The organism is Streptomyces sp. NPDC045678 (genome assembly GCF_056432085.1).
In genome coordinates, this window is sequence record NZ_JBWKJS010000004.1 from 388,726 (window position 1) to 400,514 (window position 11,789).

Consider the following 11,789-nt stretch of genomic DNA (forward strand, 5'->3'; position numbering starts at 1 on the left):
ACCGTAGGGATGTAATGCGCCGTTGAGGCCCGGGCCCGGCGTGCCGCGAACCGGCCGCCGGGCTCGGCCCTCCCGCCCTGGGAGACCCCCGATGTCCATTTCCGGCACCGACCGGCTCGCGCGGACCACCGTCTTCACGCCGCGACTCCACGCCCTGCTGCGCGACCACCGCGGCCAGGACGTGTTCCGCCTGGACGACGACACCGTCGGCGTCGCCGGGCCCGCGCTCACCGACCGGATCCTCGCCGCACGGCCCGCCACCGAGCGCGAACGCCCCACGTTCAAGCCGCTGCACGGGCGTTCCATCCCGCGCACCGAGGCCGCCACCGTCATGCAGGCCATCGGCCGTGACGTACGCGCGGCGCTGAAGAAGCCCGTGCCCGGCCGGCTCGACCTCTCCGGGGAGTGGCCGCACGTCGGCCACGTCTACCTGCGCGACCTGATCCTCGGCGCCGACCCCTACCGGCTGCGCATCCTCATGGACCGCACGCTGGAGCTGACGCCCAAGCTGACCTGGACGGTCATCGCGACCGGCGCCGCCCTGCCCGGCAGGCTCCGCCCCGGTGCCCCCGTCACCAGCATCGCGGGCCTCACCGCGAACGCCACGACCTACAGCGACCGCCGCTACGCCATGGGTCTGTACCGGCGCGCCGCCGCGCCCGTCTGCTTCACGGTCTCCACGCTCGTCGCCAACGCGTACTGGCTCGGGGCGCCCTTCGACGACGAGACGCCCAACGAGCACATCCTGTACGAGTCCATGCGGCTGCTCCCGCCGTCCTGGAACATCCTGCGCAACGCGTCCCCCGAGTACACCGCCCTCGACGCCCGCATCGGCACCGGCGACGACGTCCTGCTCCTGCCCCTGCTCAGCCACCGCGACCCGGAACTCTGGGACGACCCCGACGTGTTCCGCGCCGACCGCTGGGCCACCCTCGACCCCGACGACCATCCCGGCTACCTCCCGTTCGGCCACGTCTCCGAACGCTGCTGGGGCCGCCACATGGTGATGCCCCTGGCCGGCATGCTCCTCGACATCCTCCGCGCCGAGGCAACGACGGTCGACCCCCGCCAGACCACGGCGAAGGTACCGCTCGCGGGGCTGCTCGGCGTCGACAAGGTACGACTCGTACGCTCACGCCGCGCCTAGGCGAGCAGGCGGGGGAGTGCGGGCGCGCGGAGTGATGATGAACGTGTGCGCCGAGAAGAGCGGGCTGCGTTCACGCGGTGTATCCCCAGGCGTAATCGCAGCTGCTTGGATGTGCGGGCCCGCAGCAATCACCCCCCGCCCCGAGGAGTCTCCGTGTCGCACGCAGTGCTGCGCAGGACCCGTGCCGCCGCCATCGCCTCCGTGCTCGCCGGCGCCACGCTCGCCGCCGTCGGCCCTGCCGCGGCCGCCGCCGACGCGGCCGCCGCGCCGCCCCCGCTCAAGGTGCTCACGTACAACACGTTCCTGTTCAGCAAGACGCTCTACCCGAACTGGGGCCAGGACCACCGGGCGAAGGCGATACCGGCCGCCGACTTCTTCCGGGGGCAGGACGTCGTCGTGCTGCAGGAGGCGTTCGACAACTCCTCGTCCGACGCGCTCAAGGCGAACGCGGCGGGCCGCTATCCGCACCAGACCCCCGTCATGGGGCGAGGGAAGAGCGGGTGGGACGCCACCGGCGGCGCGTACTCCTCCGCGACGCCGGAGGACGGCGGGGTGACGGTGCTCAGCAAGTGGCCGATCGTGCGCAAGGAGCAGTACGTCTACAAGGACGCCTGCGGGTCCGACGCGTACTCCAACAAGGGCTTCGTCTATGCCGTGTTGGACGTGAACGGTACGAAGACGCACGTCGTCGGCACCCACGCCCAGTCCACCGACCCCGGCTGCGGCAGCGGCGAGGCCGCGGCGACCCGCGCGAAGCAGTTCAAGGAGCTGGACGCCTTCCTCGACGCCAAGAACATCCCGGCCGGCGAACAGGTCATCGTGGCGGGCGACTTCAACGTCGACTCGCGCGGCTCCGAGTACGCCTCGATGCTCGCCGACGCGGGCCTGGCCCCCGCCGACGGACGCACCGGCCACCCGTACTCCTTCGACACCCGCGACAACTCGATCGCCGCCGAGCGGTACCCGGACGACCCGCGTGAGGACTTGGACCACGTACTGCACCGCAAGGGCTACGCCCGCCCCGCCACCTGGCACAACAACGTGATCAAGGAGCAGAGCGCGCCCTGGACGGTCTCCAGCTGGGGCAAGGAGTACACGTACACGAACCTGTCGGACCACTACCCCGTGACCGCCGGCTAGGGGCGGGCGGTAGCCGTCACTGGCCCACTCTTCCGTCGACGCACTCGCGCAGCAGGTCGGCGTGTCCGCAGTGCCGGGCGTACTCCTCGACACGGTGCACCATCAGCTCGCGGACCGACGTGCGGTCCTCGCCCAGGCGTTCGCCCAGGTCCGGGTGGGCGGCGAGGACCGCGTCGGTCGCGGCCTGCTCGCGTTCCAGCGCGGCGAACGCCTCGTCGACCACCGCCTGATCCGCGACGGCCCCGTGGAAGTCCGCGTCCTTCGCGCCCCACAGCCTCGGGACAGGATCCTCGCTGATCCAGTTGCGCCAGTCCCGCTCCACCTCGGCGAGGTGGCGGACCAGGCCGAGGAGCGACATCGTCGACGGCGGCACCGAACGGCGGGCCAGCTGCTCCGCGTCCAGGCCGTCGCACTTCATCCGCAGGGTCATGCGGTACCCCGACAGGAAGTCGAGCAGCGTCGGCAGCTCACCGTCCGGACTGTTCCCCTCGCTGTCGCGGGGGTCGTCGCCCGGATCGGCCCACATGTCGGGGTAGGTGGTGGCCCGGCTCCACCGCTCGGGACGGTGACTCTGGTCGCTCATGTTTCCATGGTCGTCCGTAGGGAGCCGGGCCCGCCAGCGAATTGCCGCCGCGCCCTACCTGTGCCAGGGGCCCGTCACCGCGAACGTCGTGCCGGGCGTGTAGCAGTTCACGTACATCGTCTCGTGGTCGGGGGAGAAGGTGACGCCCGCGAACTCGCCCCACTCGGGCTCCTCCGGGGTGCCGATGTTCTGCCGGCCGCGGGCCATCGCGTAGACCTCGCCGCCCCGGGTGACGCCGTACACGTGCTGGGCGCCGTTGCCGTCCTCGCACACCATCAGGCCGCCGCTCGGCGCGAGGCAGATGTTGTCGGGGGACTCGCCCGGCAGCTGGATGTCGGTGCTCGGGCCGAACACGATCACGAGGGTGAGCCTGCGCCTGGACGGTTCGTACCGCCAGATCTGGCCGAAGTGGTCGCCCGCGGAGCCCTCCGCGCTGTGGGCGAACGACGAGACGAAGTAGACGGACGAGCCGCCCCAGTAGCAGCCCTCCAGCTTCTGCGCGTGGGTGATGCCCCTCTTGCCGAAGTCCTGGAGGCGGATGGGGGTCCGGACCGCCAGCGGGTCGGGGACGTCGACCCACTCGACGCCGTCGAAGGAGGCGCCCGTCTCCTGGACGGAGGACAGGTCGGGCACGCCGGGCACCCGCATGGCCTGGAGCTTGCCGCCCGCGCGCAGCGAACCGCGGCCGCCCTCGGGCTTCTCGGGCAGGAAGCGGTAGAACAGCCCGAAGGGCTTCAGGAAGGCGTCCTCGGTCTCGTAGACGACACCGCGCTTCGGATCGACGGCGATGGCCTCGTGCTGGAAGCGGCCCATCGCGGTCAGCGGCACCGCGCCGGTGCGGTGCGGGTCCACCGGGTCGACCTCGAAGATGAAGCCGTGGTCCTTGGTGTAGCCGTTCGTGCCGGCCTTGTCCTCGGTCTCCTCGCAGGTCAGCCAGGTGCCCCAAGGGGTCGGCCCGCCCGCGCAGTTGACGGCGGTCCCCGCGATCGCGACGCGCTCGCCGAGGACGTCGTTTCTCCGGTCGAGCGAGAGCGCCGTACAGCCGCCCTTGGCCGCCGGGTCGTAGGTCAAGCCCTGGACGGTCGGCACACCGATCTTGCCGGTGACGCGGTTCTCGTGGTTGCGCACGAGGTGGACGCCGCCGTGCCTGCCGCGGAAGGCGGCCATGCCGTCGTGGTTGCTGGGCACTTTGCCCTCGCCCGACCGCAGTTCGTCGCCCTCGCGGGAGAGAACCTTGTAGCGGAAGCCCTTGGGCAGGTCGAGCAGACCCTTCGGGTCGGGGACGAGAGGGCCGTAACCGGCCTTGCCGTGTGCGGCCGCGGTGCCCGCGAAGAGCTCGGAGAGCGCGCCGGTGAAGGCGATTCCGGCCCCCACGGCACCGGAACGGGCGAGCACCTGACGTCGAGTGGCAGACATGATGGGCAACCTCCTGCTGGCGGACAGGAATGTGACCGGATGTGTGTACCACGCGCCCTGGTGCACGGGAACCACGCGCGTAGCTTCCGTTTCGCGCGCCGTCCCGTGTCCCCCGTGCGAACGGGGGCTGCTCGTGAGCGCTACGCGTCCACGAGTCCCTTGGCGTCCCGCGCGAGCGCCGTGAGCCGCGAGATGGCGCGGAAGTACTTCTTCCGGTACCCGCCGTTGAGCATGTCCTCGCTGAAGAGCCGGTCGAAGGGCGCACCGGAGGCGAGTACCGGCACCTCTCGGTCGTACAGCCGGTCGGCGAGCACCACAAGGCGCAGAGCGGTCGACTGGTCCGGCACCGGCGTCACATCGGTCAGGCAGACGGCGCCGAGCTGGTCGGTCAGCGCTCCGTACCGACTCGGGTGGACCTTGGACAGGTGCTCGAGGAGGTGCGGGAAGTCGTCGAGGGAAGCGCGGGCGGTCGCGTACGCCGCCTTGGTGACCTGCTCCTCCGAGTACGGAGCGGGGGCCTCCGGAAGGCCCCGGTGGCGATAGTCCTCGCCGTCGATCCGCAACGCCGTGAAGTGGGACGACAGGCCCTGGATCTCGCGCATGAAGTCCGTCGCCGCGAACCGGCCCTCGCCGAGCTTGCCCGGCAGCGTGTTCGACGTCGCGGCGAGCGCCACGCCCTCCCCGACGAGCTTGGAGAGCAGCGAGGAGACCAGGACCGTGTCGCCCGGGTCGTCGAGCTCGAACTCGTCGATGCAGAGCAGCCGGTGCCCGCCGAGGGTGCGCACGGTCTGCTGGAAGCCGAGCGCGCCGACCAGGTTCGTCAGCTCGACGAAGGTGCCGAACGCCTTCTGCTCGGGGGCCGCGGGCGTCGCGTGCCAGAGGGAGGCGAGCAGGTGGGTCTTGCCGACGCCGTAGCCACCGTCGAGGTAGACACCGCGGGGGCCCGCAGGGGCGGCCGCCTTCTTCTGGAACCAGCGGCGCTTGCCCGCGCCGCTCGCGTGCGCCCCGCCGAGGCCCGCCGCGAAGCCGCTCAGGACGCGGACCGCCTCGGTCTGGCTCGGCTGGTTCGGGTCCGGGATGTACGTGTCGAAACGGACGCCGTCGAAGCGCGGTGGCGGCACCATCTCGGCGACCAGACGGTCGGCGGGGACGTGGGGCTCGCGGGCGCACAGGGACAGCGGAGCCACTTCGGCTATCGGCTGCTGCCCGGCGGCAGGGGTGAAGGACGACACGGTTCCCCATTTTAGGGGGCGTGCAAGACTGCGGACATGCGACGCCTGTTCCCTGTGACCGACCAGACAGCCGACCGGACACACGACCGGACGCCCCATCGCACGGGTGACACGGCCGACCGGGAGTGGAGCCTCGACGAGCTGGCGGAGGCCTACGCGTACCCCAAGGGGGAGACGACCTGGCTGCGCGCCAACATGGTGTCCACCCTCGACGGCGCGGCCCACCACGACGGCCGCTCCCACCCGATCTCCGGCGCCACCGACATGCGGATCTTCGGCACCCTGCGCGGCCTCGCGGACGTCGTGATCGTCGGCGCCGAGACCGTCCGGAAGGAGGGCTACCGCCCGGCGAAGGCGCGTGACGCCTTCGCGCGGCACCGTGCCGAGGCCGGCCAGACGGAGGCGCCCGCCATCGCGGTGGTCAGCGCCGGGCTCGACCTGGACTTCTCGGTTCCGCTCTTCACCTCGCCCGTGACGCCCACGCTCCTCGTGACCGGCGCCTCCGCACCGGCCGACCGCATCGCCGCGGCGGAGCGGGCGGGTGCCGTCGTGGTGGTCGCGGGGGAGGGCGCAACCGTGGAGCCGGAGCGGGTGGCGCCCGCACTGGCCGAACGCGGACTGACCCGGCTGCTCACGGAGGGCGGGCCCAGGCTGCTCGGCCAGTTCGTGGCCGCGGGGGCGCTGGACGAGCTCTGTCTGACGGTGTCGCCGATGCTCACCGCGGGGGACGCGCAGCGGATCGCGGGCGGGTCCGCTCTGGCGGACCCCGACCGATTCGTACTGACGTCCGTATTGGAGGAGGCCGGGTTCCTCTACACCCGATACCGTCGAAGCTGACAATCGGCGGAATCAGCCGTTCCGTTTGGCTTCGGCTGGGCACACTAGATCTCGCAGACCCCGTGCGGGCACGGGGCAGGATGGTTTCCGCACGGGCCTCAAGAGGGCCCACGGATGAGAAGGGCGCCTGGCGTGTTCACAAGCGTATTGATGATCGAGAAGGCCCTGACGTCCGCCGACGTGGAGTTCGTCACCACCTTGCACGGGGACGAGCCCATCACCTTCCACGTGCTGCTCCAGCCCCGGGGCGACCAGGCGGACCGGCTGCTGCGCGCCATCGACGACGTCGCGCTCGGCGAGCTCGACGAGGCGGCGCGCGAGGGCGACACCCCGGAGGGACAGGAGGCGGCGGGCTTCGGCGAGCGGGCGCTCCAGGTCTCGCTGACGGCGCTGCGGGCGGCGGGCTGCGCGGCACAGGGGCAGCTCATCGAGAACCATCCGCTGGACGCCCTCAAGACGCTGGTCGCCGAGGCCGGGGCCGACGAGGTGATCGTCCTGACCGACCCGCACTACGTGGAGGAGTTCTTCCACCGCGACTGGGCCTCGCGGGCCCGCCACAAGGTGGGCGTGCCCGTCCTGAAGCTGTTCTCGCACAGCCTGGCGGACGAGAACTAGGGCGGGGCCGGGGAGAGGCCCGGGTGCCTCGGGCGTCGTGTGCCGAGGGAGGCAATAGGCTGGGGCCTTCTCAGTCGTCGTACCACCAGGGGAGACACACGCATGGCACCCGGCCTGCCCCAGTCCATGGCCGACATGGACCGACCGCACTTCATCGGCATCGGCGGCGCCGGAATGTCGGGCATCGCGAAGATCCTCTCCCAGCGCGGCGCCCGGGTCGCGGGCAGTGACGCCCGGGAGTCCGCCACCGCCGAAGCGCTGCGCGCGCTCGGCGCCACGGTCCACATCGGCCACGACGCCGCGCACCTCGCGTCCGACGCGACCTGCGTCGTCGTCTCCTCCGCCATCCGCGAGGACAACCCCGAGCTGGCCCGCGCCGCCGAGCTCGGCATCCCCGTCGTGCACCGCTCGGACGCCCTGGCCGGTCTCATGGCGGGCCTGCGCCCCATCGCCGTCGCGGGCACCCACGGCAAGACCACGACGACGTCGATGCTCGCCGTCACCCTCGCCACCCTCGGCCTCGACCCGTCGTACGCGATCGGCGGCGACCTCGACGTGCCGGGCTCCAACGCGCTGCACGGCAAGGGCGACATCTTCGTCGCCGAGGCGGACGAAAGCGACCGCAGCTTCCACAAGTACGCCCCCGAGGTCGCCATCGTCCTCAACGTGGAGCTCGACCACCACGCCAACTACGCGTCGATGGACGAGATCTACGAATCCTTCGAGATCTTCGCGGGCAAGATCGTGCCGGGCGGCACCCTCGTCATCTCGGCGGACCAGCCGGGCGCCGTCGAGCTGACCAAGCGCGTCCGTGACCTCGGAGGGCTCAAGGTCGTCACGTACGGCGAGTCCGACGACGCCGACCTGCGCATCCACAAGATCACGGCCCGCGGTCTGACCAGCGAGGTCACCGTCCTCCTGGACGGCAAGCTGCTGACCTTCACGGTCTCCGTGCCCGGCCGCCACTACGCGAACAACGCCGTCGCGGCCCTCGCCGCGGGCATCGCGCTCGGCATCCCCTCCCGGAACCTGGCCGGCGCCCTGAAGTCGTACACGGGCGTCAAGCGCCGCCTCCAGCTCAAGGGCGAGGCCGCGGGCGTCCAGGTCATCGACTCCTACGCCCACCACCCCACCGAGATGACGGCCGACCTGGAGGCGATGCGCTCCGCCGCGGGCGACTCCCGCATCCTCGTGCTCTTCCAGCCCCACCTGTTCTCGCGCACCCAGGAACTGGGCACCGAGATGGGCCAGGCCCTCGGCCTCGCCGACTCCTCCGTGGTCCTCGACATCTACCCGGCCCGCGAGGACCCGATCCCCGGCATCACCAGCGCCCTGATCGTCGACGCCGCGCGCGAGGCGGGCGCCGAGGTCGCGGCCGTCCACGACAAGGCGGAGGCCGTCCGCGCGATCGCGGGAATGGCGAAGCCCGGCGATCTCGTTCTCACCATGGGAGCGGGCGACGTCACGGACCTCGGCCCGCAGATCCTGGCCGAGCTGTCGAAGTAAGGGAAGGCACCCATGTCGTACGACGTCGAGAAGCCGGACGAGCAGTGGCGGGCGGAGCTGACCCCTTCGGAGTACGCGGTGCTGCGCCAGGCCGGCACGGAGCCGGCCTTCGTCGGTGAGTACACGGACACCAAGACCGAGGGCGTCTACTCCTGCCGTGCCTGCGGCGCGGAGCTGTTCACCTCGACGGAGAAGTTCGAGTCGCACTGCGGCTGGCCGAGCTTCTTCGACCCCAAGGACACGGACGCGGTCGAGCTGCTCCAGGACACCTCGCACGGCATGGTCCGCACCGAGGTCCGCTGCGCCCGCTGCGGCTCGCACCTGGGCCACGTCTTCGAGGGCGAGGGCTACGCCACCCCGACGGACCAGCGGTACTGCATCAACAGCATCTCGCTGCGGCTGACGCCGAGCGAGGGCTGAGGCGGGTCGAGGGGCCGGCGCGCTCCGGGGCGCGCCGGCCGTCGTGCTCTAGAACGTCAGCTTCCAGCTGTTGATGTAGCCCGTGTCCTGGGACGCGACGTCCTGGGCGCGGAGCTTCCAGGCGCCGTTGGCGGCCTCGGTCGACGCGTTGACCGTGTACGTGGCGATGACGTTGTCCGCCGAGTCGTTGCTGCTCGAGTTCTTCAGGCGGTACGCCGTGCCGTCGGGCGCGAGCAGGTCGAGGACCACGTCGCCGCGCCAGGTGTGCCGCACGTCGACGTCCACCTTGAGGGTGGCGGGAGCGTTGCCGGTGCGTCCCGCGACGTCGACCGTGGAGGTCACCGCGGCGCCGTTGTCCGGGATGGCGACGTCCGTCGTGTTCTCGTACACGTCGCCGGGCGGCACCGTGGTGCCCGCGCCGAGGGTCCAGATCGCGTGGGCGATGGCGTCGCTGTTGCGGTCGAGCGCCGTGTCGTTGATGTTCGACGTGGAGTCGCAGGACGAGTGGTAGCAGCGGTCGAAGGCCTGGCCCGCCGTGCCGCCCCACTTCTGGGCCTGCGCACTGGACTTGGCGCGTTCGGCGCCGGTGAACAGACCGCCGACCGGGATGCCGACGTTGGCGAACGGCGCGTGGTCGGAGCGGCCGTCGCCCTCGGTCTCGATCTCCGTGGGGACGCCGAGCCCCGCGTAGTAGTCCTTGAACGTCTTCTCGATCGTCGGGTCGTCGTCGTAGACGAAGTAGCCCGGGTTCGGCGAGCCGATCATGTCGAAGTTCAGATAGCCGCTGACCTTTGAACGGTCCGCGGTGGGCAGGTTGTTGACGTAGTAGCGCGAGCCGACCATGCCCAGCTCCTCGGCGCCCCACCAGGCGAACCGCAGGTGCTTCGTCGGCTGGAGCTGCGCGCGCGACACGGCGAGCGCGGTCTCCAGGATGCCCGCCGAGCCCGAACCGTTGTCGTTGATGCCGGCCCCCGCCGAGACACTGTCGAGGTGCGCGCCGGCCATCAGGACCTGGTTGGCGTCCCCGCCCGGCCAGTCGGCGATCAGGTTGTACCCGGTGGCGCCGCTGGACGTGAACTGCTGGATGCGGGTGGTGAATCCGGCCGCGTCCAGCTTGCCCTTCACATAGTCGAGTGAGGCCTTGTAGCCGGCGCGCCCGTGGGCTCGGTTGCCGCCGTTAGCCGAGGCTATGGACTGGAGCTGGGAGAGGTGCGCCTTGACGTTGGCGAGCGGGATGTCGGGCGCCGCGAGAGTGGGCGAGGGGGCGGCGGCCGAGGGGGCGGCGGTGGCGAGCAGGCCGCCGATGGCCAGGGTGGCGGCACCGACGGCCGCACGTCTGAACAGGTTCATGTGTGGGGCTCCGAATTCCGAACAGCGTGAGGGACGGAACGTGCGAGGCGCCCTGCGACGCGGGTGCCGCGGGGCGCCTTTGGAGCTGTGCGTGCTGTGCGTTGCCTGATGTTGAGGGCCGGACGACCCACGGTCAAGAGCGGAAACCGGTCACATGACGGTCAGCCACGTCCGTATACCGGACGCCCGCCCGGAGGGCCTTCGCCGTCGGCAGCCGTCAGAAGAAGACGCCGCACCTCAGCAGCACGTTCGCGTACGGCCGCGCCTCACCGGTCCTGACCACGAGACGGGCGCCCGCCGAGAGCCCCTTGAGCTCCTCGTGCGGGACGAGGGCGAGCGCCGGGAGGCTGCCGTGCAGCAGCCGAGCCGCCGCCGGATTCGCGTCACGCACCTCCAGCGCCGCCGTCCCGCCCTCCACCACCAGCTCGTCGAGGAGCCCGTCGAGGACCTCCGCGAACGACGGGACCCCGGCGCGGAACGCGAGGTCCACCACGCGCGGGCCCGCCGGGATCGGCATGCCCGCGTCGCAGACGAGCACGGTGTCGCCATGGCCCAACTCGGCCAGCGCGCCCGCGAGATGGCGGTTCAGGATGCCCGACCTCTTCACCTGGACGGGACCTCCGGAACGGCCTCGGCGAGCTCCGCCGCGGTCGGGTAGGAGTCCTGCGCGCCCTTGCGGGTGACCGCGGCCGAACCCACCCGCGCCGCGTACGCGGCCGCCGTCGGCAGGTCCTCGCCGAGGCCGAGGCGCCAGCCGAGCGCCGCGGTGAAGGCGTCGCCCGCGCCGGTCGTGTCCACCGCGTCGACCTTCGGGCTCGGCACCCGTACGGCGCTGTCGGCCGAGCCCTCCGCGGTGAGCGCGCCCTCGGCGCCCAGCGTGATCACCACCGAGCGCGGGCCCAGCGCGAGCAGCCCGCGCGCCCATGCCTCGGGTGAGTCTCCCGCGTCGTCACCGAGGATGACGCGGGCCTCGTGCTCGTTCACCACCAGCGGGTCGCAGGCCGCGAGGACCTCGTCGGGCAGCGGGGCGGGCGGCGAGGGGTTGAGGACGAAACGGGAACCGGGGCGCAGCGTGCGCACCACCTCCGCGACCGTCTCCAGGGGGATCTCCAGCTGGCTGGAGACCACCCGCGCCGCGGACACCAGGCTGCCCGCCGCCCGGATGTCCTCGGGGGTGAGGCGCCCGTTGGCGCCGGGGGAGACCACGATGCTGTTGTCGCCCGACGGGTCGACCGTGACCAGCGCGACGCCGGTGGGCGCACCGCCCACCAGGACACCGACGGTGTCCACGCCGGCCGCCCGCTGCGCGTCCAGGAGGAGCGTGCCGTGGGCGTCGTCGCCGACCCGGGCGAGCAGCGCGGTGCGGGCGCCGAGGCGGGCCGCGGCGACCGCCTGGTTGCCGCCCTTGCCGCCGGGGTGGACGGCCAGGTCGGAGCCGAGGACCGTCTCGCCGGGTGCGGGGCGGCGCTCCACGCCGACCACCAGATCGGCGTTGGCGGAGCCCACGACCAGCAGCTCGTAGTCGTCGTTCATGGGTGCTTGT

The 11,789-nt window shown here is 71.8% G+C and carries 12 protein-coding genes; 6 read left to right on the plus strand and 6 right to left on the minus strand.

Annotated features, from left to right (window positions below; genetic code table 11):
* Positions 1–91: 91 nt before the first annotated feature.
* Together AC07DO_RS16380 and sph are read left to right on the plus strand one after the other, a co-directional pair.
* Positions 92–1,147 carry a cytochrome P450 gene (locus tag AC07DO_RS16380; RefSeq protein ID WP_479060167.1) on the plus strand — a complete coding sequence of 352 codons (1,056 nt, stop codon included), beginning with the start codon at positions 92–94 and terminating at the stop codon, positions 1,145–1,147.
* A gap of 153 nt (positions 1,148–1,300) precedes the next feature.
* Entirely contained in the window at positions 1,301–2,287 is a 987-nt protein-coding gene (sph, locus tag AC07DO_RS16385) for a sphingomyelin phosphodiesterase (RefSeq protein ID WP_479060168.1), read from the plus strand.
* Between the two features lie 16 nt (positions 2,288–2,303).
* On the opposite strand, the gene AC07DO_RS16390 is transcribed toward sph, so the two are convergent.
* The 3 genes from AC07DO_RS16390 to zapE all read right to left on the minus strand — a co-directional run bounded on the left by AC07DO_RS16390 (position 2,304) and on the right by zapE (position 5,518).
* The gene (locus AC07DO_RS16390) at positions 2,304–2,870 is read right to left on the minus strand and encodes a DinB family protein (RefSeq protein WP_479060170.1); all 567 of its coding nucleotides are present in this window, start codon (positions 2,868–2,870) and stop codon (positions 2,304–2,306) included.
* Between the two features lie 54 nt (positions 2,871–2,924).
* Positions 2,925–4,286 (minus strand): PhoX family protein, encoded by a 1,362-nt coding sequence (locus tag AC07DO_RS16395; RefSeq protein ID WP_479060172.1) that lies wholly within the window; start codon positions 4,284–4,286, stop codon positions 2,925–2,927.
* Between the two features lie 140 nt (positions 4,287–4,426).
* Complete coding sequence (zapE, locus tag AC07DO_RS16400; protein WP_479060174.1) at positions 4,427–5,518, minus strand: cell division protein ZapE; 1,092 nt, start codon at positions 5,516–5,518, stop codon at positions 4,427–4,429.
* A gap of 36 nt (positions 5,519–5,554) precedes the next feature.
* On the opposite strand from zapE, the gene AC07DO_RS16405 reads away from it, so the two are divergent.
* The 4 genes from AC07DO_RS16405 to msrB all read left to right on the plus strand — a co-directional run bounded on the left by AC07DO_RS16405 (position 5,555) and on the right by msrB (position 8,896).
* Complete coding sequence (locus AC07DO_RS16405; protein WP_479060176.1) at positions 5,555–6,355, plus strand: pyrimidine reductase family protein; 801 nt, start codon at positions 5,555–5,557, stop codon at positions 6,353–6,355.
* 132 nt (positions 6,356–6,487) lie between these two features.
* On the plus strand, positions 6,488–6,970 hold the full coding sequence (locus AC07DO_RS16410; protein ID WP_479060177.1) for an indole-3-glycerol phosphate synthase: 483 nt from the start codon (positions 6,488–6,490) through the stop codon (positions 6,968–6,970).
* Between the two features lie 102 nt (positions 6,971–7,072).
* A complete protein-coding gene (gene murC / locus AC07DO_RS16415; protein WP_479060178.1) occupies positions 7,073–8,476 on the plus strand; it encodes a UDP-N-acetylmuramate--L-alanine ligase in 1,404 nt (467 codons plus the stop codon).
* Positions 8,477–8,488: 12 nt separating this feature from the next.
* Positions 8,489–8,896 carry a peptide-methionine (R)-S-oxide reductase MsrB gene (msrB, locus tag AC07DO_RS16420; RefSeq protein ID WP_479060180.1) on the plus strand — a complete coding sequence of 136 codons (408 nt, stop codon included), beginning with the start codon at positions 8,489–8,491 and terminating at the stop codon, positions 8,894–8,896.
* A 48-nt stretch (positions 8,897–8,944) separates the two neighbouring features.
* On the opposite strand, the gene AC07DO_RS16425 is transcribed toward msrB, so the two are convergent.
* The 3 genes from AC07DO_RS16425 to AC07DO_RS16435 all read right to left on the minus strand — a co-directional run bounded on the left by AC07DO_RS16425 (position 8,945) and on the right by AC07DO_RS16435 (position 11,779).
* Positions 8,945–10,246, minus strand: a complete 1,302-nt coding sequence (locus AC07DO_RS16425; protein ID WP_479060182.1) for a M28 family peptidase — start codon at positions 10,244–10,246, stop codon at positions 8,945–8,947.
* A gap of 217 nt (positions 10,247–10,463) precedes the next feature.
* Positions 10,464–10,853, minus strand: coding sequence for a D-ribose pyranase (rbsD, locus tag AC07DO_RS16430; protein WP_479060184.1), 390 nt, complete (start codon positions 10,851–10,853; stop codon positions 10,464–10,466).
* Positions 10,850–11,779 carry a ribokinase gene (locus AC07DO_RS16435; protein ID WP_479060186.1) on the minus strand — a complete coding sequence of 310 codons (930 nt, stop codon included), beginning with the start codon at positions 11,777–11,779 and terminating at the stop codon, positions 10,850–10,852. The genes rbsD and AC07DO_RS16435 overlap by 4 nt, the downstream gene beginning before the upstream one ends.
* Between the last annotated feature and the right edge of the window lie 10 nt (positions 11,780–11,789).